The 24,535-nt window shown below is 71.9% G+C and carries 21 protein-coding genes and 2 tRNA genes; 12 read left to right on the top strand and 11 right to left on the bottom strand.

What is annotated here, in order from left to right; translation table 11 throughout:
* The 5 genes from JQN72_RS05225 to JQN72_RS05205 all read right to left on the bottom strand — a co-directional run bounded on the left by JQN72_RS05225 (position 1) and on the right by JQN72_RS05205 (position 3,251).
* A tRNA-Val gene (locus JQN72_RS05225) sits at positions 1-73 on the bottom strand.
* 68 nt (positions 74-141) lie between these two features.
* A complete protein-coding gene (locus JQN72_RS05220) occupies positions 142-618 on the bottom strand; it encodes a peroxiredoxin (protein ID WP_239100146.1) in 477 nt (158 codons plus the stop codon).
* 78 nt (positions 619-696) lie between these two features.
* On the bottom strand, positions 697-1,134 hold the full coding sequence (locus JQN72_RS05215) for a DUF3052 domain-containing protein (protein WP_204134109.1): 438 nt from the start codon (positions 1,132-1,134) through the stop codon (positions 697-699).
* 36 nt (positions 1,135-1,170) lie between these two features.
* The gene (locus JQN72_RS05210) at positions 1,171-2,724 is read right to left on the bottom strand and encodes a PH domain-containing protein (RefSeq protein WP_204134108.1); all 1,554 of its coding nucleotides are present in this window, start codon (positions 2,722-2,724) and stop codon (positions 1,171-1,173) included.
* Positions 2,721-3,251 carry a PH domain-containing protein gene (locus tag JQN72_RS05205; RefSeq protein ID WP_204134107.1) on the bottom strand — a complete coding sequence of 177 codons (531 nt, stop codon included), beginning with the start codon at positions 3,249-3,251 and terminating at the stop codon, positions 2,721-2,723. The genes JQN72_RS05210 and JQN72_RS05205 overlap by 4 nt, the downstream gene beginning before the upstream one ends.
* Before the next feature lie 67 nt (positions 3,252-3,318).
* On the opposite strand from JQN72_RS05205, the gene fdhD reads away from it, so the two are divergent.
* The 3 genes from fdhD (at position 3,319) to JQN72_RS05190 (ending at position 7,468) form a co-directional block, all read left to right on the top strand.
* Positions 3,319-4,149 (top strand): formate dehydrogenase accessory sulfurtransferase FdhD, encoded by an 831-nt coding sequence (fdhD, locus tag JQN72_RS05200; protein ID WP_204134106.1) that lies wholly within the window; start codon positions 3,319-3,321, stop codon positions 4,147-4,149.
* 122 nt (positions 4,150-4,271) lie between these two features.
* Positions 4,272-7,058 (top strand): pyruvate dehydrogenase (acetyl-transferring), homodimeric type, encoded by a 2,787-nt coding sequence (gene aceE / locus JQN72_RS05195; protein ID WP_307812428.1) that lies wholly within the window; start codon positions 4,272-4,274, stop codon positions 7,056-7,058.
* Between the two features lie 110 nt (positions 7,059-7,168).
* On the top strand, positions 7,169-7,468 hold the full coding sequence (locus tag JQN72_RS05190) for a thiamine-binding protein (protein ID WP_204134104.1): 300 nt from the start codon (positions 7,169-7,171) through the stop codon (positions 7,466-7,468).
* Positions 7,469-7,531: 63 nt separating this feature from the next.
* Here JQN72_RS05190 and katG read toward each other — a convergent pair whose 3' ends face one another.
* The 3 genes from katG to JQN72_RS05175 form a co-directional block, all read right to left on the bottom strand.
* On the bottom strand, positions 7,532-9,712 hold the full coding sequence (gene katG / locus JQN72_RS05185) for a catalase/peroxidase HPI (RefSeq protein ID WP_204134103.1): 2,181 nt from the start codon (positions 9,710-9,712) through the stop codon (positions 7,532-7,534).
* Positions 9,709-10,179, bottom strand: coding sequence for a Fur family transcriptional regulator (locus tag JQN72_RS05180; protein WP_204134102.1), 471 nt, complete (start codon positions 10,177-10,179; stop codon positions 9,709-9,711). The genes katG and JQN72_RS05180 overlap by 4 nt, the downstream gene beginning before the upstream one ends.
* A 92-nt stretch (positions 10,180-10,271) precedes the next feature.
* Positions 10,272-11,399 (bottom strand): glycerophosphodiester phosphodiesterase, encoded by a 1,128-nt coding sequence (locus JQN72_RS05175; protein WP_204134101.1) that lies wholly within the window; start codon positions 11,397-11,399, stop codon positions 10,272-10,274.
* A gap of 134 nt (positions 11,400-11,533) precedes the next feature.
* Between JQN72_RS05175 and argG the strand changes: the two genes are divergently transcribed.
* The 7 genes from argG (at position 11,534) to JQN72_RS05140 (ending at position 18,483) form a co-directional block, all read left to right on the top strand.
* A complete protein-coding gene (gene argG / locus JQN72_RS05170; RefSeq protein WP_204134100.1) occupies positions 11,534-12,961 on the top strand; it encodes an argininosuccinate synthase in 1,428 nt (475 codons plus the stop codon).
* Positions 12,962-12,999: 38 nt separating this feature from the next.
* On the top strand, positions 13,000-14,175 hold the full coding sequence (locus JQN72_RS05165) for a CdaR family transcriptional regulator (RefSeq protein ID WP_239100145.1): 1,176 nt from the start codon (positions 13,000-13,002) through the stop codon (positions 14,173-14,175).
* A gap of 99 nt (positions 14,176-14,274) precedes the next feature.
* On the top strand, positions 14,275-15,189 hold the full coding sequence (locus JQN72_RS05160; RefSeq protein WP_204134099.1) for an ACP S-malonyltransferase: 915 nt from the start codon (positions 14,275-14,277) through the stop codon (positions 15,187-15,189).
* Positions 15,186-16,202, top strand: coding sequence for a beta-ketoacyl-ACP synthase III (locus JQN72_RS05155; RefSeq protein ID WP_204134098.1), 1,017 nt, complete (start codon positions 15,186-15,188; stop codon positions 16,200-16,202). The genes JQN72_RS05160 and JQN72_RS05155 overlap by 4 nt, the downstream gene beginning before the upstream one ends.
* A gap of 65 nt (positions 16,203-16,267) precedes the next feature.
* Positions 16,268-16,513, top strand: coding sequence for an acyl carrier protein (locus tag JQN72_RS05150; protein WP_204134097.1), 246 nt, complete (start codon positions 16,268-16,270; stop codon positions 16,511-16,513).
* 79 nt (positions 16,514-16,592) lie between these two features.
* Entirely contained in the window at positions 16,593-17,834 is a 1,242-nt protein-coding gene (fabF, locus tag JQN72_RS05145) for a beta-ketoacyl-ACP synthase II (protein ID WP_204134096.1), read from the top strand.
* A 55-nt stretch (positions 17,835-17,889) separates the two neighbouring features.
* Entirely contained in the window at positions 17,890-18,483 is a 594-nt protein-coding gene (locus JQN72_RS05140) for a hypothetical protein (RefSeq protein ID WP_204134095.1), read from the top strand.
* A gap of 60 nt (positions 18,484-18,543) precedes the next feature.
* On the opposite strand, the gene JQN72_RS05135 is transcribed toward JQN72_RS05140, so the two are convergent.
* Entirely contained in the window at positions 18,544-19,059 is a 516-nt protein-coding gene (locus tag JQN72_RS05135) for a DUF3145 domain-containing protein (protein WP_204134094.1), read from the bottom strand.
* Positions 19,060-19,266: 207 nt separating this feature from the next.
* Complete coding sequence (locus JQN72_RS05130; protein WP_204134093.1) at positions 19,267-19,842, bottom strand: PepSY domain-containing protein; 576 nt, start codon at positions 19,840-19,842, stop codon at positions 19,267-19,269.
* Positions 19,843-20,129: 287 nt separating this feature from the next.
* Here JQN72_RS05130 and JQN72_RS05125 point away from each other — a divergent pair.
* Positions 20,130-20,203: transfer RNA gene (locus JQN72_RS05125), tRNA-Ile, on the top strand.
* A 13-nt stretch (positions 20,204-20,216) separates the two neighbouring features.
* Here the strand turns inward: JQN72_RS05125 and JQN72_RS05120 are convergent.
* A complete protein-coding gene (locus JQN72_RS05120) occupies positions 20,217-23,501 on the bottom strand; it encodes a CARDB domain-containing protein (RefSeq protein WP_307812427.1) in 3,285 nt (1,094 codons plus the stop codon).
* Positions 23,502-23,843: 342 nt separating this feature from the next.
* On the opposite strand from JQN72_RS05120, the gene JQN72_RS05115 reads away from it, so the two are divergent.
* On the top strand, positions 23,844-24,530 hold the full coding sequence (locus JQN72_RS05115; protein WP_204134091.1) for a hypothetical protein: 687 nt from the start codon (positions 23,844-23,846) through the stop codon (positions 24,528-24,530).
* The last annotated feature ends 5 nt before the right edge of the window (positions 24,531-24,535 follow it).

The raw sequence follows: 24,535 nt of genomic DNA, 5'->3' as shown, positions 1-24,535 counted from the left end.
TGGGCCCGGCCGGGATCGAACCGACGACCGACGCGGTGTAAACGCGGCGCTCTACCAGCTGAGCTACAGGCCCCGAAGGGCTCACCCTGCCACGGCGGCCGGGGAGCCGCGAGCATTCTGGCAGGTCGCCGTCCCGCGTGCTCAGACCGACAGCGACTCGACCTCGGCCGTCAGGCCCGAGAAGTCCCGGGCCTCCCCCACGCCGTTGACGAGCGTCCAGCGCACCGTGCGGTCCCGTCCGACGAGGAAGGTGCCGCGCAGGGCGGCGCCGGTGCGCTCGTCCAGGACGCCGTACGCCGAGGCCACCGCACCGTGCGGCCAGGCGTCGGACAGCAGCGGGAAGAAGTACCCCTGGATGTCGGCCCAGGCACGGACACTGAACATCGGGTCGCACGAGACGCACACGACCTGGAGGTCGTCGCCGACGAAGTTCTCGAGGTGGTCGCGGATCTCGTCGAGCTCCCCGGTGCAGATGCCCGAGAAGGCCCACGGGTAGAACACGACGACGACGTTCTTCTCGGCGGTGAGCTCAGAGAGCGTGACGTCGGCGCCGTTCTGGTCGCGGAGCGTGAAGTCCGGAGCGAGGTCGCCGGGCTCCAGCGGGCTCGTGCGGGTCATGGGGCTCATCCTGCCAGTCCGGGCCGACACGATCGCGCCGGACGTCGAACCCCGACGCCCGCCGCCCGGGGCCGACGGTCAGCGGCGGGCCGACTTGGGCGCGACCAGCTTGTGGGCCCGCCAGTCGTCCGCGGCGTTGAACGTCCCGGCCAGGTGCAGACCGGTGACGACCGCCGCCTCGTCGATGTCGCTGGGGTCGACCTCGTCCTCGCCCCGCGGGGTGAGCAGGACGACGAAGCCACCGTCGTCGAGGACACCCACCATGTCGACGAGCGCGTCCCCGAGGTCGCCGTCCTCGGGCCGGAACCACAGGAGGACGGCGTCGGCGACGCCGGTGTACTCGTCGTCCTCCATCTCGGCGCCGCAGGCACCCTCCACCGCGAGCCGGAACGCGTCGTCCACGTCGGTGTCGTAGCCGAACTCCTGGACGACGAGCTCCCGGGCGAAGCCGAGCCGCTCGACGGCACCGGAACCGGCGGAGCCGGGATCAACCGGCGGAGGGGCGGGGGTGTTCACGCTGTCAACCTCTCATCTCTGACGACCCTGCGCGGCCTAGTCCACCAACCGCGGCGCGTCCGGTGCAAGAGGTGCGACCGCGAGCGGCGTGTCCCCGGACGTCGCGGTGCCGGTGCGACGCCGCGCCACGCGGGTGCGCTCGCCGACGACGTCGAGGAACCGTTCGGCGTCCGGGACGGTCAGGTGCCGCACCCCCGCGGACACCGGGCCGGGCGTCGAGACGAGCTTCGCGCTCGCGAGGCCGAGCCGGGCCTCGATCGGGCCCTGGCCGAGGGTCGTCGACTGCACCCGCGCGTACGGCACGATGGCGACGCGGCGTCCGAGCCTCCCCGAGCGCAGGTGCACGGTGGCGTCGGAGAGCGCGTAGCCGATCCGCCGCCAGGACAACGGGTCGAACCAGCGCGCGGCACGCGGCGGGCCCACCCAGCCGCCGTCCGGGCCCGAGCCGTGCAGTGCCGTGGCGACGAGCGGGTCGTCCGACCGGGCACCGAGGATCGCGAGGACCGCGAGCGTCTCCTCCAGCGTGCCCACCGGCAGCAGGGTGGTCTCGCCGTCGTCACCGTCGCTGCCGTGGACACCGGCGACGTTGACCCGTAGCCGCCACCACCCGAACGGCCGCCACCACAGCGGCTGGACGGCCTCGACGGCCTGCACGCGGTGCAACGGCACGCTCGCGGCCCGCAGCTCGGTGAGGCCGTGCCGGATGCGCAGGGCGGTCCCCGTCCGGCTCAGCGCGAAGTTGCCGTGGACGAGAAGCTCCTTGACCCGCACGACCCCGAGGCCGAAGACCACCGGGACGAGGGCGGGGGCGGCGCCGAGCACGACGACCCCGAGCTCGAGCGCACCGGCGGAGCCGAGCGCGAGAGCGGCGATGAGCGCGAGGGCCAGACTCGACCCGTGGAGGATGGTCGCGACGAACAGCCGCCCGTTCGGCACCGTGACGACCGGCTCCTCCTCGGTGGCCGCGCGGTGGGTCGTGACCCCCACGGGCCCGTCTCCGGGCCCGACCACGGCCCCCGCGACCGTCTCGTCGGCCTGTCCGGCCAGCTCGAGGAGGTGGGCCCGCACCTCCTCCGCGCGAGCCTGGTGCAGGTAGGCGAGGGCGAGATGGGAGTCCGACCCCCCGGCCGACTGGACGACGACCTGCGAGAGCCCCGTGAGCCGCGCGAGCAGCGGGCGGGTGGTCTCGACCGCCTGGATGCGCTCGAGGGGCACCTGCCGGTGCTGTCGGAAGAGCACCCCCGAGCGCAGCTCGACCTGTCCGTCCGCGACCCGGAAGCGCGCGAACCGCCACGACACCCAGCTACCGACGCCGATGAGGGCCAGCACGACGACGAGCACCGAGGCGCCGACCAGCGGCATGCGGGCCAGGAACTCCAGCCCCTCCGTCGTGTCCGGTGCACCCGGGACCCCGAGCGAGTCGTCGACCGAGCGCAGCGTGCGGTCCACGACACCGCTGACGAGGTAGCCGACCACGGCGACGAGGAAGAGCCCCCCGCGGAGCATCGGCGACAGCGGGTGCAGCCGCTGCCAGCCCTCGTCGCCGGTCCGGTCCTCGGGCGGTTCGGGCGGAGGCTCGGCGGTGCTCACAGCCCGGCCCGCTGGGCCTCGCCGCGACGGGCGAGCCGCGCCCGCAGCTCCTCGGCCTCGGCGGTCGGTAGGCCCGGCAGCGCGCCACCGCTCTCGGGCGAGGCCGTGTGCAGCTCGCAGGACGCGATGCCGAAGGCCCGCATCAGCGGACCGGACTGGATGTCGACGTACTGCAGCCGTCCGTACGGGACGCTGACGAGGGTCCGGAACAGCCGGCCCCGGCGGATGACGATCTCCTCGTCGAGCTCGACCCAGGAGATCGCGCTGACCTGCCTCCGGACGATCCAGACCCCCCACGCGGCGACGAGCAGCACGGCGAGCGTCCCGAGCCACACCCACGGGGTGACCAGGACCGCGACGACGACCGACACCACGAGCGGGGCGACGAGCACGCACCCGAGGACGATGAGCCGCACCGTGGCGAGGGCGGAGGAGACCGGCCGCCAGCCGAGGTCCCCACCGCGCAGGGTCACGTGGTCGGAGTCGTCCCCCGTCGGACCGGGCGACCCCGTGAGCGTGTCCGTCATGGCCACAGTGTGCCCGAGGACGTCGCCGGGACACCGGGCCGGGGCCGGGGTGTGTTTGGATGCCGTCATGGGTCGGGTCACCACGCGCGTCCCGCGCACCCGGGTCGACCTCGGGCGCGCGGCGACCGTGGGGCGCCCGGACACGGTCGCCGTCGAGGAGCCCCTCGAGGTGCGCGTCGACGGAGCCGTCGTCACGACGACGATGCGGACCCCGGGCGACGACTTCGACCTCACCCTGGGCCACCTGGTCACCGAGGGCATGGTCGCCGGCGCTGACGCCGTGGCGACGATGATGCACTGCACCGACCTCGGGCCGGACGGCTCGCCCACCTTCAACGTCGTCGAGGCCGCGCTCGCCCCGGGCGTCTCGCTGCTGCGTCCCGCCCGTGACCGCACCGAGGCCATGACGAGCGCCTGCGGGGTGTGCGGTGCTGCCTCGGTGGACGCCGTGCGCACCGTGAGCCGGGTCGACGTCGCGGCCGACCCGGTCACGGTCACCCCGGAGGTGCTGGCGTCCCTGCCGGACGCGCTGCGCGAGCGTCAGCCCGTCTTCGACCGCACCGGTGGCGTGCACGCCGCCGGCGTCACCACCCCCGACGGCACGGTCCTCGCCGTGCGCGAGGACGTCGGCCGGCACAACGCGGTCGACAAGGTCGTCGGCGCCCTCGCCCGAGAGCGCGACCTGCCGTTCGCCGGGACCGTGCTCGTCGTCAGCGCCCGGGCCAGCTTCGAGATCGTCCAGAAGGCGGCCGTGGCAGGTGTCCCGGTGGTCGTGGCCGTCGGGGCACCGACGTCCCTCGCCGTCGAGCTCGCGGCCGAGAGCGGCATCACCCTCGCGGCGTTCGCCCGCGGCCCACGCTTCTCCCTCTACAGCCGCACCGACCGCGTCCGCGCCTGACCGCCCTCGACGTACCGTCCAGTAGGGGGACCCGGGTTGTGACGGAGGCCGCGTCAGGGTGAAAGATGGGAGGAACGGCCCCCGACCGGGGCACGGTTCGCGAGCGCGGAAAGGACGAGCGCGTGGCTCTCCACGAAGACGTCGGACCCATCCTCAACGGCATCCCGACGCACCTGCCGGACATCGACCCTGGTGAGACAGCGGAATGGCTCGCGAGCCTCGACTCCGTCATCGACGGACCGGGCCGGATGCGCGCCCGCTACCTCATGCTCCGCCTCCTCGAGCGCGCTCGCGCGATGCAGGTCGGGGTGCCCTCGCTGACGACCACCGACTACGTCAACACGATCAGCCCCGAGCAGGAGCCGTGGTTCCCCGGCGACGAGGACGTCGAGCGACGCTTCCGCGCGTACCTGCGCTGGAACGCAGCCATGGTCGTGCACCGCGCGCAGCGACCGGGCGTCTCCGTCGGCGGCCACATCTCGACGTACGCGTCCGCGGCGACGCTCTACGAGGTCGGGATGAACCACTTCTTCCGCGGCAAGGACCACGAGGGCGGCGGCGACCACGTCTTCTTCCAGGGGCACGCCTCCCCCGGGATGTACGCCCGGGCCTTCCTCGAGGGCCGGATCAGCGCCGAGCGGCTCGACGGCTTCCGCCAGGAGAAGTCGCACGTCGTCGACGGCTCGCCGCTCGCGCTGCCCAGCTACCCGCACCCGCGGCTCATGCCGGACTTCTGGGAGTTCCCCACGGTGTCGATGGGCATCGGCCCGATGAACGCCATCTACCAGGCCCAGTTCGACAAGTACCTGCACAACCGCGGCATCAAGGACACCTCGCGGCAGCACACCTGGGCGTTCCTCGGCGACGGCGAGATGGACGAGCCGGAGTCCCGCGGCCTGCTGCAGCTCGCGGCGCAGGAGGAGCTCGACAACCTCACGTTCGTCGTCAACTGCAACCTGCAGCGGCTCGACGGACCGGTGCGCGGCAACGGCAAGATCATCCAGGAGCTCGAGGCGTTCTTCCGGGGTGCCGGCTGGAACGTCATCAAGGTCGTCTGGGGTCGCGGCTGGGACCCGCTGCTCGCGGCGGACGGCAACGGCGCGCTCGTCCACCTCATGAACTCCACCTCGGACGGCGACTACCAGACCTTCCGGGCCAACGACGGCGCCTACGTCCGCGAGCACTTCTTCGACCGCGACCCGCGCACCCGCAAGCTCGTCGCGGACTGGTCCGACGACGACATCTGGTGGAAGCTCAAGCGCGGCGGGCACGACTACCGGAAGGTCTACGCGGCGTACAAGGCGGCGCTCGGCCACACCGGCCAGCCCACGGTCGTCCTCGCCAAGACCATCAAGGGCTACGGCCTCGGCACGTCCTTCGCGGGCCGCAACGCCACCCACCAGATGAAGAAGCTGAGCCTCGACGACCTCAAGGGCCTGCGGGACTCGCTCGACATCCCGGTCACCGACGAGCAGCTCGAGAAGGACCCGTACGACGCGCCCTACTTCCACCCGGGCGCCGACGACGACGTCATCCGGTACGCCCTCGAGCGCCGCTCGAAGCTCGGCGGCGGGCTGCCCGAGCGCCGCTCCCGCCACGTGCCCCTCCACCTTCCCGGCGACTCGGCGTACGAGCAGGTCAAGAAGGGGTCGGGCAAGCAGGAGGTCGCCACGACGATGGCGTTCGTCCGGCTCCTCAAGGACCTCATGCGGGACAAGGAGTTCGGCAACCGGATCGTGCCGATCATCCCGGACGAGGCCCGCACGTTCGGGATGGACTCGTTCTTCTCGACGATCAAGATCTACAACCCGCACGGGCAGCGCTACACCCCGGTCGACGCCGACCTCATGCTCGCCTACCGCGAGGCCACCGACGGGCAGATCCTCCACGCGGGCATCAACGAGGCAGGCTCGATGGCGGCGTTCACCGCGTCCGGGTCCTCGTACGCCACGCACGGCGAGCCGATGATCCCGGTGTACGTCTTCTACTCGATGTTCGGGTTCCAGCGCACCGGCGACTCGATCTGGGCGGCCGCCGACCAGATGACCCGGGGGTTCCTCATCGGGGCCACGGCCGGGCGGACGACGCTGACCGGTGAGGGCCTGCAGCACGCCGACGGCCACTCCCCGCTGCTGGCCTCGACCAACCCGGCGGTCGTCCACTACGACCCCGCGTTCGCGTTCGAGATCGCGCACATCGTCCAGGACGGCCTGCACCGGATGTACGGCTCGGACGACTCGCTCACCGACGACCAGCGCAACGTCATCTACTACCTCACGGTCTACAACGAGCCGATCCGCCAGCCGGCCCAGCCCGAGGACCTCGACCGTGAGGGCCTCGTCAAGGGCATGTACCTCTACGCCGAGGGCTCCGAGGAGGGACTGCCGACCGACGCCCCGCGGGTGCAGCTGCTCGCCTCCGGGGTCGCGATGCCGTGGGCCCTCGAGGCACAGGAGCTGCTGCGGGACGACTGGAACGTCGTCGCGGACGTCTGGTCCGTCACGTCGTGGAACGAGCTGCGACGGGACGGCCTCCGCTGCGACGAGGAGCGCTTCCTGAACCCCGAGCAGGACGCCCCGACGCCGTGGGTGACCGAGAAGCTGCAGGACCGCAAGGGTCCGACGGTCGCGGTGTCCGACTACATGCGGGCCGTCCAGGACCAGATCGCCCCGTGGGTGCCCGGCGAGTACGCGACCCTCGGCGCGGACGGCTTCGGCTTCTCCGACACCCGTCCCGCGGCCCGTCGCTTCTTCCACATCGACGGTCCGTCGATGGTCGTGCGGGCCCTCGAGATGCTCGCCTCCCGGGGCGAGGTCGAGACCTCGGTGCCGAAGGAGGCCATCACCCGGTACCGGCTGCACGACGTGACGGCCGGGACCTCCGGCAGCCTCGAGGGAGCCGACGCCTGACCCTTTCGCCTGATGCCGGAACGTTCGGTCACGCACCCCGAAGCTCGGGGTGTCCGACCGGAGGTCGCGGTGCGTCCGGCAACCGTGACCCCGACATCGGAGGAACGTCCATGATCGTCGCGTTCAGCATCGCCGGTACGCCCGACGAGTCCGGCTCCTACGCCGAGTCCGTCGCCGAGGTCGTCCGCATCGTCCGGGCGTCCGGCCTGCCGCACGAGACCAACTCGATGTTCACCAACGTCGAGGGCGAGTGGGACGAGGTGATGGCCGTCGTCAAGCGGTGCGTCGACGCGATGACGGCGCACTCGCCCCGGGTCTCGCTCGTCGTCAAGGCCGACATCCGCCCCGGGCACACCGGGATGCTGGAGTCGAAGGTGCGCCGGGTCGAGGACCTCCTCGACGAGGGCTGACGCCGGGCGGCGACTGAGGGCCGGACGCCGCACGGCGTCCGGCCCTCAGTCGTCGCGCTCGGGTCAGGAGTGGAGGTCGAACCGGTCGTTCTCCATGACCTGGACCCACGCGGCGACGAAGTCGTCGAGGAACCGCTGCTCGCCGTCGGCGCTGCCGTAGACCTCCGCGATCGCGCGCAGCTGGGCGTGCGAGCCGAAGACGAGGTCGGCGGCTCCGGCGCTCCAGCGGCCGTCGCTGCTCTCGTAGACGTCCTCCTGGGCGGAGGTGGACCACGTGACGCCCGGCGCCAGGACGGTGGAGAAGAACCCGTTCGTCAGCTGTCCGGGGGTCTCGGTGAGCGAGCCCCCGACGCCCACGGACCGCAGACCACCGACGAGAGCGGTCATCTGCGGCGCGGTGAGGCCGAGCATGAAGGCGCGCTCGAGGAGGAGCTGTTCCGGACGGGCCTTGTCGCCGGAGCGCAGGTACCCGCGGAAGCCGTCGGCACGCGGCTCGAGCCACGCGACCGACTCGACCTCGGTCATCTCCTGGGTGGCGTCGGTACGGCCCGGCGTGAAGGGGACGGTGAGCTCGTGCCCGGCGTCCTTCGCCGCCTTCTCGAGCCCTGCGGAGCCGCCGAGGACGATGAGGTCGGCCAGCGAGACGGACCGGCCGCCCGCGTCGTCGAAGTCCTTCTTCACGGACTCCAGCGTCGACAGGACGGAGGCGAGCTCATCCGGCTCGTTGAGCTCCCAGGAGCGCATCGGCTCGAGGGCGATCCGGGCGCCGTTGGCCCCGCCGCGCATGTCGGTGCGCCGGAACGACGCCGCCGAGGCCCACGCGGTCCTCACGAGCTGCTGCACCGTCAGGCCGGAGTCGAGCAGCGCCTGCTTGAGCTGCGCGACGTCGTCGTCGGTGAGCGCATCGCCCGTGCGGGCCGGGACGGGGTCCTGCCACAGCTGGGGCTCGGCCACCCACGGCCCGAGGAACCGCTCGACCGGGCCCATGTCGCGGTGGAGCAGCTTGTACCAGGCCTTGGCGAAGGCGAGCCGGAACTCCTCGGGGTTCTCGTGGAACCGCCGCGAGATCTTCTCGTACTCCGGGTCGAAGCGCAGCGAGAGGTCAGTGGTGAGCATCGTCGGCGGACGCGACAGCGAGCCGTCCTCCGGGTCGGGGACGGTGTCGGCCCCGGCCCCGTCCTTCGGCTGCCACTGGTGCGCGCCGGCCGGGCTCTTGGTCAGCTCCCACTCGAAGCCGAAGAGGTTCTCGAAGAACTTGGTGCTCCACTGGGTCGGTGTCTGGGTCCAGGTGACCTCGAGACCGGAGGTGATGGCGTCGCGGCCCTTGCCGCTGCCGTGCTCGCTCTTCCAGCCCAGGCCCATCGCGTGGACGGGGCAGCCCTCCGGCTCGGTGCCGACGAGGTCGGGGTCTCCCGCGCCATGGGTCTTGCCGAAGCTGTGGCCGCCGGCGATGAGGGCGACGGTCTCCTCGTCGTTCATCGCCATCCGGCCGAAGGTCTCGCGGATGTCGCGCGCGGCCTTGACGGGGTCGGGCTCGCCGTTCGGCCCCTCGGGGTTGACGTAGATGAGGCCCATCTGGACCGCGCCGAGGGTCTGCGTGAGCTCACGGTCGCCGCTGTAGCGCGCGTCGCCGAGCCAGGTGTCCTCGGTGCCCCAGTTGACCTCCTCCGGCTCCCAGACGTCCGGGCGGCCGAAGCCGAAGCCGAAGGTCTCGAAGCCCATGTCCTCGAGCGCGACGTTGCCGGCGAGGACGAGCAGGTCGGCCCAGGAGACGGCCTGGCCGTACTTCTGCTTGACCGGCCAGAGGAGCCGGCGCGCCTTGTCGAGGTTGGCGTTGTCCGGCCACGAGTTGAGCGGGGCGAACCGCTGCTGCCCGCGGCCACCACCTCCGCGGCCGTCCTCGACGCGGTAGGTGCCGGCGGCGTGCCAGCTCATCCGGATGAAGAGCGGGCCGTAGTGCCCGAAGTCCGAGGGCCACCAGTCCTGCGAGGTGCGCATGACCTCGACGAGGTCGGCCTTGAGGGCGTCGACGTCGAGCCCGGCGAACGCCTCGGCGTAGTCGAACGTGCCGCCGAGCGGGTCGGCCTTGGCGTTGTTCGTGTGCAGGACCGACAGGTCGAGCTGGTCGGGCCACCAGTCCTGGTTGGTGCGGGGCCGGGCCCCGGTGGCGGGCGTGGGGCTGTCGATCGCCGGGTTCTCGCTCTCGCTGCCCTGCGGGGTCACGCCGGAGTGCTGGTCGGTCACGTGGGTCCATCTCCTGTTCGATGCGGGTGGTACGGATCGTGGTCGGACGCGCCTGTGGTGGCGCACGAGGAGCAGGTGCCCCAGTACACGACCTCGGCCTCGTCGATGGTGAAGCCGTGGTCGTCGGACGCGGTGAGGCACGGGGCCTCCCCGACGGCGCAGTCGACGTCGGCGATCGTGCCGCAGCCGCGGCAGACGACGTGGTGGTGGTTGTCGCCCACACGCGACTCGTAGCGTGCGACGGAGCCCGGGGGCTGGATACGGCGGATGAGGCCGGCATCCGTGAGCACGCGCAGGACGTCGTAGACGGCCTGGTGCGAGACGGCCCCGAGACCCGCGCGGACGACGCGGGTGATGGCGTCGGTGTCGGCGTGCGGGTGCTCGTGCACGGCACCGAGAACGGCCAGGCGCGGCCGCGTGACGCGCAGCGCGGCGTCACGGAGCATCCGGTCGTACGTCGAGGACATCGACGCCCAGCATTGCGGCTTTTCTGGAACCGGTCAAGAACTGCTGTTCAGGGCGGCGCGTCGCCCGTGCAGGCCGGTCGTCCGCTCCCGTCTCACCCGGCCGCGCGACCCCTCAGCCTCTCCCGGGCGGCGACGCAGACGTCCGGCTGGTCGCAGAAGACGCCGTCGACCCCGGCGCGCAGGTACTCCAGCACCTCGTCGGCCATCCGACCGTGCGCTGCCGGGTCGGCGCCGACCCGGTGGTCGGCAGGGAGAAAGGTGTTCTCCGCCCGGAAGGTCCAGGGGGTCACCGCGAGCCCCGCGGCGTGTGCGTCCGTGACGAGCCGGGTCGGCCCCCCCAGGCTGTCGTCGGCCTCCCACGGGATGACGAGCCGCTTGTCCGGACCGATGGCGTCCACGGTCCTGGCGAGCCGCCGCAGGGAGCGCGCCGAGAGCATCTCCTCGTAGGTCCGAGGCACGCCGGCGGCCTCCAGGTCGTACGGACCACCCGTGCGGCTCGCGAGGAACACGAGGCGGGCACGGTAGTGGTGGCGCTCGCGCAGGGCCACGAGGTTGGTCCACTCGAACGACTGCGTCCACAGCGGGGCGTCCCGGTGGTTGAGCCCGGCGCGGGTCACGGCCCGGACGAGGGCCCGCTCGGGGTCCAGACCGGCGGCGTGCAGGTACGTGGAGTGCTTGATCTCCGGGATGATCCCGATGCTCCGGTGGTACTGGCGGCTGAGCCGAGCCCGCAGCCGCAGGACCTCCTCGAACGTCGGCACGGGGTACGCGCCGTCGTACGCGGCACTGTCGGGGCGCAGGTCGGGGAGCCGCTCGACCGCGCGCAGCGTCCGCAGCTCGCCGAGGGTGAAGTCCTCGACGAACCAGCCCGTGACCGCCTCGCCGTCCACCGTCCTGCTGGTGCGGCGGTCCGCGAACTCCGGGTGCGAGGCGACGTCGGTCGTCCCGCTGATCTCCGGCTCGTGGCGGTCCACGAGGACCCCGTCCTTGGTCATGACGAGGTCGGGCTCGATGACGTCGGCCCCCATCCGTACGGCGAGCTCGTAGGCGGCGAGGGTGTGCTCGGGGCGGTAGCCCGACGCGCCGCGGTGGGCGATGACGAGGGGCTGCGCGGCGTGGCGCGGGTCCTGGTGGCCGGCCGACGCCGTCGCTGCGGACGGGACGGCGAGGGCTCCGAGAGCGAGCATGGTCACGGCGACTCCTGTCAGGCGTCGGATCATGGCTTCGACGCTAGGGAGCGACGGGCGAACGGCGGCCCACGTCCACGTGACCGTTGGCCGTCGGGTCGGCGAAGACCACCCGACACACGAGCGTCGTCTTTGTAGATATTCGGAGTCCTGCATATACTTGCACCGTGTCCAAGGTCCTCACCTCCCTGCCCGTCGGCGAGCGCGTCGGCATCGCCTTCTCGGGGGGTCTCGACACCTCCGTCGCCGTCGCGTGGATGCGCGAGAAGGGTGCGGTCCCGTGCACGTACACGGCCGACCTGGGCCAGTACGACGAGCCCGAGATCGACACCGTGCCGGGCCGTGCCGGGCAGTACGGGGCCGAGGTCGCCCGGCTCGTCGACTGCCGTGCCGCGCTCGTCGAGGAGGGCCTGTCCGCCATCGCCTGCGGCGCCTTCCACATCCGCAGCGGTGGCAAGACCTACTTCAACACCACCCCGCTCGGCCGGGCGGTCACCGGCACACTCCTGGTGCGCGCGATGCAGGCCGACGACGTGCAGATCTGGGGTGACGGCTCGACCTTCAAGGGCAACGACATCGAGCGGTTCTACCGCTACGGGCTGCTCGCCAACCCCGACCTGCGCATCTACAAGCCGTGGCTCGACGCCGACTTCGTCGCCGAGCTCGGCGGCCGCCACGAGATGAGCGCGTGGCTCACCGAGCGCGCCCTGCCCTACCGGGACAGCCAGGAGAAGGCGTACTCGACCGACGCCAACATCTGGGGTGCGACGCACGAGGCGAAGACGCTCGAGCACCTCGACACCTCGCTCGAGGTCGTCGAGCCGATCATGGGCGTGCGCTTCTGGGACCCCGCCGTGAGCATCGACTCCGAGGACGTCACGGTGTCGTTCGTCGAGGGCCGCCCGGTGGCCGTCAACGGCCTCCGGCTCGACCCCGTCGCACTGGTCCGTGAGGCGAACACGATCGGTGGCCGGCACGGCCTCGGGATGTCGGACCAGATCGAGAACCGGATCATCGAGGCCAAGTCCCGCGGCATCTACGAGGCACCAGGGATGGCGCTGCTCCACATCGCCTACGAGCGCCTGCTCAACGCCGTCCACAACGAGGACACGATCACGAGCTACCACCAGGAGGGCCGCCGCCTCGGCCGGCTGCTCTACGAGGGGCGCTGGCTCGACCCGCAGAGCCTCATGCTGCGCGAGTCCGTCCAGCGCTGGATCGCCTCGGTCGTCACCGGCGAGGTGACCCTCCGGCTGCGGCGGGGCGACGACTACACCGTCCTCGACACTCGCGGCGAGAACTTCAGCTACCACCCCGACCGGCTCTCGATGGAGCGCGTCGAGAACGCCCCGTTCGGGCCGATGGACCGCATCGGCCAGCTGACGATGCGCAACCTCGACATCGCCGACAGCCGCGCCAAGCTCGAGCTGTACGCGAACCAGCCCGTCGACCAGGGGCAGCTGCTCGTCGAGAACGGCACGCTGTTCGGCGAGCTCCCTGCCGGTGGCTACGACCGCATCACGGACAACCCGGCGGTCGACGGGGACGAGGAGGACGCGCTCGACCGCGCGGCGATGGAGCTCGGCACCGACTGAGCGCTCGCTTGTCCGGGCCGCACAAATACACTGCGGGGATGACCACCGCCTCCTCCGCCGACACCCGCGCCCGGGTGACCCGTGCCGCGGGTGACCTCGGAGCTCTCGCGGTCAAACAGATGGAGGCCGACCACGAGTGGTTCCGGGCGCTGTCGGCGGAGAACCGTTCGTGGGTGGGGCTGGTCGCCCAGGCCGGCATCACGAGCTTCGTCGACTGGTTCGGCGGCGACCAACGCACCCCGGCGGTCATCGCGGACGTCTTCGGCACCGCGCCCCGTGAGCTGACCCGGTCCATCTCGCTCGCCCAGACCCTCGACCTCATGCGCACGGTCATCGGCGTCGTCGAGCGCGAGATCGCCGGGCTCGCCGCGCCAGGCGAGGCCGACCTCGCCCGCGAGGCCGTCCTGCGCTACAGCCGTGAGGTGGCGTTCGCGGCGGCCGAGGTCTACGCGGAGGCCGCCGAGTCCCGCGGCGCGTGGGACGCCCGGCTCGAGTCCCTCGTCGTCGACGCGGTCATCCGGGGTGAGGCCGACGAGTCGATGCAGTCCCGGGCGGCCGGACTCGGCTGGGGCGACGTCACGGACGTCGCGGTCGTCGTCGGCTCCACCCCACGCGGCGCGAGCGGTCCCGTGGTCGACGAGCTGCACCGCACCGCGCGCCGCACGGGCCTGGAGCTCCTCGTCGCCATCCACGGCCCGCGCGTCGTCTGCATCGGGGGCCGGGTCGCCGACCCGATGGCGCTCGCGACCTCGCTCGACCCACAGCTCGGCGACGGGCCACTCGTCGTGGGCCCCACGGTGCCGCACCTGTTCGCCGCGGGGCGCAGCGCGCGTGCGGCCATCTCGGGCCACACGGCCGCTCGCGCCTGGCCGGCCGCGCCCCGTCCGGTCCATGCCGACGACCTCCTCGCCGAACGTGCCCTGCTCGCCGACCTGCCCGCACGGCACGCTCTCGCCCAGCGGATCGTCCGGCCGCTCGAGGAGGCGAGCGGAGGCGCCCTGCTGGCCACCGCGGCCGCCTACCTCGACGACGGGCTCGGCGTCGAGGGCACGGCCCGGACGCTCATCGTGCACGCCAACACGGTGCGCTACCGGCTCGCGAGCATCGAGAAGGCGACGGGCTACGACCTCACCGACCCGCACGACGCGCAGACCGTGCGCACCGCCCTCGCCTTCCACCGCCTCGGCCCGGCGACCCGGACCACACCACGATGACCGCGCACACCGCAACTGTGGGATCCCTACAAATCGCGCCCGCCAGGTTCGTCCCTCTTCGTCGGGAGAGGGTCACGCCCGGCACGCCATGCTCGACACGTGATCGTCATCGTCTGCCCCGGTCAGGGCTCGCAGACCCCGGGCTTCCTCGCCCCGTGGCTCGAGCCCCCCGGCGCCCGTGAGCACCTGACCGCGCTCTCCGAGGCCGCCGAGGTCGATCTCGTCGCCCACGGCACCACCTCCGACGAGGACACGATCAAGGACACCGCCGTGGCCCAGCCGCTGCTCGTCGGGGCCGGGCTGCTCGCGCTGCGCGCCCTCGGCGGGGTCGACGGCGCCGGGGCCCTGTCCGGCCACTCGGTCGGTGAGGTCACCGCCGCCGCGGCGGCCGGCGTCCTCCCCGAGGAGGACGCGATGCGCCTCGTCGCCATGCGCGGCCGCGGGATGGCCGAGGCCAGCGCGGTGACAGCCACCGGCATGAGCGCGGTGCTCGGCGGCGACCCGGACGAGGTCCTCGCCGCGATCGAGGCCCGCGACCTCACCCCCGCCAACGTCAACGGCGCCGGCCAGGTCGTCGCGGCCGGCGCGCTGGACACCCTCGCCGGACTGGCCGAGGAGCCGCCGGCCAAGGCCCGGGTCATCCCCCTCAAGGTCGCCGGCGCGTTCCACACGGCCTACATGCAGCCGGCGGTCGAGGCGCTCGAGGCGGCCGCGGCCGGCCTCTCCCCCGCCGACGCACGGGTCCCGCTCGTGTCGAACCGCGACGGCGAGGTCGTCACCGGTGGCCGCGAGGTCCTGGACCGCCTCGTCGCCCAGGTCTCCAACCCGGTCCGCTGGGACCTCTGCATGGAGCAGTTCGCCGACCTCGGCGTCACCGCCGTCATCGAGGTGCCGCCGGCCGGCACCCTCGTCGGGCTCGCCAAGCGAGCGCTCAAGGGCGTCGAGCTCCTCGCGGTCAGGACCCCCGACGACCTCGACGCCGCCCGCACCCTGATCGAGGAGCACTCCGCATGACCGTCACCCCCAAGGGCTTCGCCGGCGAGCTGCGCACCAGCCCGGTCTCCCACGCCACGATCACCGGCATCGGCGGCTACCGCCCGAAGCGTGTGGTGCCGAACTCGGAGATCGTCGAGCGCATCGACTCCTCGGACGAGTGGGTCCGCGAGCGCTCCGGCATCATCGAGCGGCGTTTCGCCGGCGAGGGCGAGTCGGTCGTCGACATGTCCGTCTTCGCCACCGAGCCGGCGCTGGCCATGGCCGGGATCGAGGCCGGGCAGCTGGACGCCGTGATCGTCGCGACGGTCAGCTGGCCGTACCAGACCCCTGCCGCAGCGCCGATGATCGCCGAGCGGCTGGGGTCGAAGGCGGCGGCGTTCGACATCTCGGCCGCGTGTGCCGGGTATTGCCACGCGGTCTCGCTGGCCACCGACATGGTGCGCGCCGGCACGGCACAGCACGTGCTCGTCGTCGGGGTCGAGCGCCTCTCCGACTTCACCAGCCCGGACGACCGGGGCACGGCGTTCATCTTCGCCGACGGCGCGGGCGCGGCGGTCGTCAGCCGCTCCGAGTCGCCGGGCATCGGGCCGACGGTCTGGGGCTCCGACGGAGCGCAGTGGGAGGCCATCTCGCAGACGGAGAGCTGGATCGACGTCCACGAGAAGAACCTCGGCTGGCCGCACATCGGGATGGCCGGGCAGACCGTCTTCCGCTGGGCCGTCTGGGGCATGGCGCCGGTCGCCCGGAAGGCGATGGACGCCGCCGGGGTCACCGTCGACCAGCTCGACGCCTTCATCCCGCACCAGGCGAACGTGCGGATCGTCGACGCGATGGCCAAGCAGCTGGGGCTGCCGGCCGACCTCCCCATCGCCCGCGACATCGCGTACACGGGCAACACGTCGGCGGCGTCGATCCCGCTGGCCATGGAGCGGATGGTCCGGCACGGTGAGATCCCGAGCGGTGGCCTCGCACTGCAGATCGGCTTCGGCGCCGGGCTGTCCTACGCCGCGCAGGTCGTCGTCATCCCCTGACCTCCCGTGGGCCCACGGGTCACCCGGGCCGAGAAGTACCGCATCCCCCACAGAAGGAGAGAGCAGTGGCAGACCAGCAGGAGATCCTCAGCGGCCTGGCCGAGATCGTCAACGAGGAGACGGGCCTGGACCCCTCCGACGTGCAGATGGAGAAGTCCTTCACCGACGACCTCGACATCGACTCGCTGTCGATGATGACCATCGTCGTCAACGCCGAGGAGAAGTTCGGCGTGCGCATCCCCGACGACGAGGTCAAGAACCTCACGACGGTCGGCGACGCGGTCAGCTACATCCAGTCCAACCAGGGCTGAGCGCAGGCCCGGCCTCACGCCGACCGCGGAGGCCGGGCCCGCGCCGTTCCACCCCGCACCCACAAGGAGCATCAGCACCATGAGCGAGCGTCGCGTCGTCGTCACCGGACTCGGTGCCACCACGCCCCTCGGCGGCACCATCGCCGAGACGTGGGAGGGCATCCTCGCCGGCCGGTCCGGAGCCAAGCCGCTCCCCTCGGAGATGGTCGAGAGGTACGAGCTGCCGGTCCACTTCGCCGCCTCGATCGCGCAGGACCCGGCCGAGGTGCTGAGCAAGGTCCAGCTGCGCCGGATGGACCCCAGCGCGCAGTACGCCGTCATCGCCTCGCAGTCCGCGATGGAGGACGCCGGCTCGCCGGAGGTCGACCCGCTGCGCCTCGGCGTGGCGATCGGTACCGGCATCGGCGGTGTGTGGACCCTCCTCGACCAGTGGGACACGCTGCGCGAGAAGGGTCCGCGCCGGGTCTTCCCGCTCGCGGTCCCGATGCTCATGCCGAACACGTCCTCGGGCAACGTCTCGCTGCTGCTCGGCGCGCGCGCCGGGGCGCACACGACGGTCTCCGCCTGTGCCTCCGGCGCCGAGTCGATGGGGACCGGGTTCGAGATGATCCGCGCCGGCCGGGCCGACATCGTCGTGGCGGGAGGCACGGAGGCGGCGATGCACCCGCTCTGCTTCGCCGGGTTCTCCCAGATGCAGGCCCTGTCGACCCGCAACGACGACCCCATGGCCGCGTCCCGGCCCTACGACACCGGCCGGGACGGCTTCGTCATGGGTGAAGGCGCCGCGGTCATGGTGCTCGAGGAGTACGAGCACGCCGTCGCGCGTGGCGCGCGGATCTACGCGGAGTTCGCCTCGATCGGCATGTCCGCCGACGCCCACCACATCACCGCGCCCGAGCCGGAGGGTGCCGGGGCGAGCCGCGCGATGCAGGAGGCGGTCGAGCGGGCAGGTCTCACCGACGCCGACATCAGCCACATCAACGCACACGCCACGTCGACCCCCGTGGGTGACATTGCCGAGGCCAACGCCATCCGGCGGGCCTTCGGCGCCGCCGCGGACGGGATGTGCGTCAGCGCCACGAAGTCGATGACCGGGCACCTGCTCGGGGCGGCCGGCGCGCTCGAGGGACTGCTCACCGTGCTGTCGGTGCACCACCGCACGGCGCCCGCTGCGGTCAACATCGACGAGCTCGACCCGAAGATCGACCTCGACGTCATCCGGGGCGAGCACCGCTCGCTGCCCGACGGTGACATCGCCGCGCTCAACAACTCGTTCGGATTCGGCGGCCACAACGTCGCCCTCGTCATCAAGAGCGTCTGAGCCCGCATCGGGCCGAAGCCGCACGGGCGGCCCGGGCCGCCGTTACCCTGTCGCCGTGCAGGACGGGACGAACGACGGTGTCGGCGGCGTCGCGGAGCGGCGGGCCTCGGCGTCGTACGTGAGCACCCGTGAGGTCATCGCCCGGGAGTCGTCCGTCCTCGTCGAGGACATCGAGGGCGCGCCGGGGTACTGGCGGCGGTTCACGGTGCACCACGTGCTCGTCGCCGCGGTGTTCCTCGCCCTCGTGGTCGTCCTCCATGCCCTGGGACGCACCGACGGCCTCGCGGGGACGGTCCGCGGCACGACGGCGTTCCTCGGCGTTTTTGCACTCCTGACGGGCTTCGACCTCTGGCACGCGAAGCGGACGCTGCGTCGCGATATGCGCCAGCAGGTCGAGCTCCGCTGCTCGGTGGGCACGCTCGTGTCGGCGGAGTACACCCCCGAGCGGTTCACGTTCGTCCTGCCGTCTCACGAGGTCGTCGTCGACCCCGCCACCGTCACGCGGGCCCGCTACGTCCGCGGCGTGTTGCTCCTCGACCAGGCCGGGGCAGAACGGGCGTGGGCGGTCCCCATCGAGCTCCTCGGGGCTGACGGGCTCGCCCTCCTGCGGGACACCCTGGGCACCCGCTTCGTGGAACGGCTCCGGTAGCCGGCCCGGTCTCCCGCCTCGTGCCGCGGCCACCCTGCGCCCGCGGAGCCGTTCTGTCGGTCAGCCGACCTTGTGCAGCCAGCGCACCGGCGCGCCCTCGCCGGCGTAGCGGAACGGCTCGAGCTCCTCGTCCCACTCGGCCCCGAGCAGCTCCTCGAGCATCTCGGCCATGGCGTCCGGGCTGCCCTGGGCGAGCGCGACGACCTCGCGGAGGCGGTCCTCGTTGACGACCGCGTCGCCGTTGGCGGAGGTCCAGGTGTGGTGGATGCCGAGCCGGGGCGTGTGCGACCAGCGCGAGCCGTCGCAGCCGGGGCTCGGCTCCTCGGTGACCTCGTAGCGCAGGTGGTCCCAGCCCCGCAGAGCGCTGGCGAGCAGGGCGCCCGTGCCGGACTCGCCGGCCCAGCTGAGCTCGGCGCGCACCATGCCGGGGGCTGCGGGCTGGTCGGTCCAGTGCACGCTGACGCGGGCGCCGAGGACTCCCTCGATCGCCCAGACCACATGCGGGCACAACGCCTTGGGGGTCGAGTGGACGTAGACCACTCCCCTGGTTGCGGTGCGCGGCATCGCGACAGACATCCTGGTCTCCTTCACGTGCGGTGGACGTCTTCCCCAACGCCGTCGCGCGTGCGAGACCGGTGCGTGCTGCCGGTGCTTCAGCTGTACGGGCCCGTCGTGGACGAACCGGTTGTCACGGCCATTGTGCACCACACACCGCACCCGCACCAGGAATCCCACGAATCACGTGGTCCCGGTGCGGGTGTGGAGGACGGGAGGGCGTCCGGGTCAGACCGTCGAGGTCGTCGCTCCCGTCGTGCTGCCCGTGCCGTTGGCGTCGCTCGGGTCGCTCGACTGCCCCTGCTGCCCTCCGGGCCCGCCGTCGCCGCCACGCGTCCCGCCGGGGCCGCCCTGGCCGTGCTCCTCGGTGCCGGTGACCTCGAAGTCGGCGCTGACGAGGACGTCGACACGGCCGGAGTCGTTCGTGACGGTCACCTCGTAGGTGCCGTCGGACATGGCGCGGACGCCGGTGACGGTACCGCCGTCGAGCTCGCCCTGGGCCGCCTCGACCGCCTTGCTCGCGGCGTCGGCGGTCAGGGTGCCGCCGCCGTCCATCCCGGGGCCGCCGCCCTGGCCCTGCGGGCCACCGCTCGTGCCGCTCCCGCCGGGCTCACCGCCCTCCGGGAGGGTGTCGGTGCTGCCGCTGCCGTTGGCCTGCGCGCCCGAGCCGGCGCTCGCCGAGGAGGACGCGGCCGTGCGGGAGGTGTCGTCGGCGTTGGCGAGCGCGGCGCCGGTCAGGCCGAGGGCGACGGCGGCGGCGATGCCGACACCGCCGATGGCCATGGTCTTGGTGTTGCGGTCCATGAGAGCTCCTTCGTCGTCGGGGACCTGCTGACACCACGGTCGGCCGGTGGTCTGTGCCGGACCTGTCGCGGTCGTCGGGCGACCCTGTGACCTCCCGGCGCCGGCCGCAACGTCCGCTCCGACAGGCATAAACCCCCTCGCGACGGGCGGTCTCGGTCCCGTCCCGCCTCGATCCTGGTCGACACCTCCCCCGGTCCCCGTCGCGTCGGGTGTTGCCTGTCCGATGCTCCGGCCGGCGCCGGGCTGGCCGACGATAGGCTCACCGAGCCGCGGCACCCGCCGCGCGAGGGGCGTTAGCTCAGTCGGTCAGAGCAGCGGACTCATAATCCGCCGGTCGTCGGTTCAAGCCCGACACGCCCCACCCACAGCCCGCTTCAGTTCACGGTGATGGTGAACGTCGAGGTCGTGTTGCGGATGTCCTGCGCGTTGTCGGAGAGCTCCAGGTTCGTGAAGGTCGCCGAGCCGACCGCAGGGCCTTGGCCCTGCTCGGGCATCTCGTTCGCCCAGATGCCGAAACCGGACTTCGCGTCGAACGCGTCGCCGCTCTTGTGCGCCCCGGTGATCGTGACGTTCTCGAAGGTCGTGTCCCGGATGGGCTGCTGCGCCGACCCGCCGGAGTAGTTGGTCTGGAACATGATCCCCGAGTAGGTGGGGTCGACGATGTCGACGTTGCGCACCCGGATGCCCGTGAACGTCTTCTGCGCCGAGAACAGCCACATGCCGGGGAAGGTCTGCGAGCCCCAGAAGTGGCCGCCCGACCGTTCGATGGTGATGCCGTCGAAGATCGTGGTGCCGCTGAAGCCCTCCATCGGGATGCCGAAGTCGAGCGAGGAGATCGTCACCCCTGAGTAGACCAGGGTGTCGGCGATCCGCATGTTGCGCACGGTGTTGTCCGACCCGCCGTACACCGCCAGCCCCGCGGCGCGCCAGGTCAGGCGTGACGTGAGGTTCTCGAACACGTTGCCGGACTGGCCCGAGCCCCCGTTGTCGGTGGCTGCGAACATGGCGAACGAGTCGTCACCCGTGGTCCGCGCCTCGATGTTCCGGATCGTGTTGCCGGAGCTGCCGTTGGTCATGTTGATGCCGTCGGCCCAGGTGTTGCGGATGCGTGAGTCGGTCACCGTCGAGTCGTCGATGTTCGACGCCCAGAACATGCACACCATGTGCTCCACCCAGACGTCCGAGATCGTCATGTCCGAGACGTTGGTGAGGTCGAACGCCTTGCCCGGCCCGTCGATGCGCTGTACGTAGTTGCCGAAGAACCCCATCTGGGAGAACGTCGACCCGCTCGCTCCCGACTGCCCGTTGAAGCCGATGTCGGTGTTCGAGCTGCCCGGCGCAGCGGTGATCCGCGTGTACCACGGCCCGGCCCCGGTGATCGTCATCGCGCGTCCGTAAACCTGGGCCTTGTTCCCCATCGTGTAGGTGCCCGCCGGGAGGTAGACACCGGCCTTGCCGGGGTCCTGGATGACCGTGTCGATGGCGGCCTGGATGGCCTGCTGGTCCCTGCCGCGAGGCTCGACGTACCTCGTGGGGTCGGGGTTCGCGACCGGGGCGACCTCCTCGAGGTCGACGAAGTCCAGCGAGTAGTAGGCCGCGGAGTTCGCCTGGTCCTTCTGCAGCCTGATCCGGGCTCCGGCGGGCACCGTGGAGTCCAGGAGCACGTTCGCCTCGTCGTAGATGTGCCGCTGCTGGTTCTCCACCGGGGTGTTGCCCGGGTTGGTCTCGTTCCCGTAGACCCAGGCGTACCGGCTGGTCAACGGGATGGAGCGTACGAACCGGCCGTCGACGTAGAGGTTGATCGACGAGTCGATACCACCGCCGCCCGGAGCGTCCGGCATGGCGAACCGGGCCACGAGGGTGTTGGTCGCCACCGGGGTCGTCCACTCCACGTACTCCCCCGTTGCGTCGAGGACCACCGCCCGTCGGCCGGACGCCTCTCCGGCGAGGTCCCCCACGGTGCGGTTGGGGCCGACGACGGTCGCACCCCCACCGGCGGTGCCGTCCTCTGCCTCGAGCTCGGTCCACGGCACGCTGGCGCCGCGACCCACGAGCAGCGGAGTGGTCCCGGTGTTGTTGCCCCGCCGGGCGGCGATCTCGTTGTCGTCGTCGGCCACCGTCGTCGTCACGGACCAGCTGCCGTCAGCAGCCCTCCACGAGCCGACGTCGACGGCCGGGCTCGTCGCGCCCGGAGCGATCGCCCCGGCGACCGACCCGGTCAGGGTCCTGTCGGAGCCCGAGCCACCCGCGATCCGCACGGTGACGGCGTGCGGATCCGAGGACGTCGCCCGGGAGCCGACGTTGCGGACCGCCACCGAGAAGGTCACTGTCTGGCCGGCTCGAGGCGCCTGGGGCGAGAACGTCAGGACCGGCACGAGGTCCGCGCTGGGGGTCTCGGCGACCGCGACCGGGGCGCTACCGGTGTTGTTCGACTCGTCGAGCTCGGCCTCCTCCTCGTCCGGGTCGACCATGGCGGTGACGGTGTGACTACCGGCAGGCTGCGCCGGTGCGGACACGCTCACGGTGGCGGAACCACCAGGCTCCAGCGCAGGAACCGCGGTGGTGTCGACATCGGCGTCGTCGACGGAGAAGCGCACCGAGCTCGGCGACGATCCCGCGGTACCGACGTTCTCCACGGTCGCGGACAGCGTCAGCTCACTCGACTCGGTCGGGCTCTCCGGGGACGACGTGACCGACGAGACCGTGAGGTCCGGCGTCGGGGCCGGGGTGCCCCACACCTCGAGCTCCGCGACCTGCCCGTTGCCTGCCCCGGTGTTCGCGGTGAAGCGGAGCCGGACCTCCGAGATGTCCGCACCGCTGACCGGGATCGTCACCGTGTTGCCGGTGGACGGGTCGAAGGAGTAGGTGTCTCCGGCTGTGAGCGTCCGCAACTCTGTGGAGCCGCTCGTTCGCCCGAGGACCGACAGGGTCTGGGCCCGAGGCGACCATGCCTGGTCCGGGTTGAGAGCGATGGTGAGGCGGTCGAGCGATGCCGGGGCGCCGAGAGCCACGGTGAGGGTCGACGGGTACTGCCCGGCGGCGCCCTCCCAGTAGGTCGTCCGGTTACCGTCGTTGGCGTGTGCGGCGACATAGGTCTGCTGAGTCGACGACGCACTGATGCTCTTGCCCCGTGCCAGCTCGACGACCGACCCGCCCGACGGTGTGGGCGAGGGGGTCGGGGACGCATCCTCCGTGCCCAGCACCTGCAGCTCGGAGAGCTGACCCGCCGGCCACACGGTGTTGGCGGTGAAGGTCAGGCGGACGACCCGGGCGTCGAGATCCGGGACGTCGATCTCGACGGTGTTGCCGGACACCGGAGCGAAGGTGTAGTCGGCAGCCGCCTTCACGGTGGAGAGTGCGGACCCGCCGGCACCGGCCGACACCGCGATGGTCTGGCTCCGCGCCTCCCATCCGGCCGGCAGCTGCAGGCGCAGGCTCTGCACGGTCGCGCTCCGGCCGAGGTCCACCTGAACCCACTGCGGGAACGACCTGTTCGCGCTCTCCCAGTAGGTCGCGCGGTCCCCGTCGGTGATGTTCGAGGACGGGTACACGTCCGCGTGGCTGGACTCTCCGGTGGCACGTCCAGCAGCCAGGTCGACCGGTGCGGCGGACGCCGCCGCACCGAAGGACACCCCCGAGGTCACCAGCAGCGCGGTCACGACCGCGATCGCTGCACCGAGCGGCCGGACCCGTCGACGTCGTGTCTCCATCGTGGTGTACCACCCTGTCCCTTGTTCATGCGGTGCACCGACCCGAATGGTGCCACGCCGTCGTGACCTGGTGGACGACTGTCCACCTGACCGAGGACGCTACGCGCGGGCATAGCAAGCAGACAACAGCAGAGTGCAATATTTTGACATTTTCTTGGCATCTCATGACTTTGACGAGTGGGAGAACGGAGCCGAGCGCGCGTGCCACCGCTGGCCCGGGCCGTCTGCGTGGACTCCCGATCGTCAGGTAAGGTTATCCTTAGTTAGGATGACCTAACCAAGGAGCAGTCCGTGGCTACCACACGCACCGTGCACGAGCTCGCCCGCTGGGCGCGAGCTGCTGTCCGCACCCCCATGGAGGCGACACTCGCCGTCGACGACGTGAACCGCACGGGGCACGACGACGGCATTCTCGCCCTGTCCGACGTCGAGGGAATGCCCACCGTCCACTGCTCGATCGACTCCGCACTCGCCGGAGCGGCACGCGCCGGAGCCGGAGCCGTCCTCAAGGTGCGCAGTGACGTCGCCGGGCCTCCCGGCACCTGGGTCCGGCTCTCCGGCAGTCTCGCCGTCGCCGACATCCATCTCCACCTCCCGGTCCCCAGGATGGAGGTGCGCCTGGTCCCCCTGTTCGTCAGCGTCCACAGCGGTGAGTCGGACACCAGGGGCGCCGTGGTCCCACTGGCCGCGTACGACGGTGCGGTCGAGACGGCCCCCGACCTTCCGTCGGTCGCCGACGCCTTCGTGGCTCACTCGCGCGAGTGCCACGGCACCGAGGTCCGCGCCTTCGTCGCGCGCCGGATGGCCATCCCCGTCGAGGCGGTCGCCGCGGCCGAGCTGACCTCCGTCGACGAGCTGGGCGCCGAGGTCTCGTGGGTCGACGCTCGAGGGGCCCATCGCATCGACCTGCCCTTCGCCGCCCCGGCGCGGTGCCCCCACCAGATCGCCGAGGCCCTCCGGGCGACGTTCGACGCCTGACCCCG

It is taken from the genome of Phycicoccus sp. CSK15P-2 (assembly GCF_016888005.1).
Lineage (GTDB): Bacteria > Actinomycetota > Actinomycetes > Actinomycetales > Dermatophilaceae > Phycicoccus.
The sequence above is the reverse complement of the archived record's forward strand: the minus strand, read 5'-3'. Positions and strand labels throughout refer to the sequence as shown.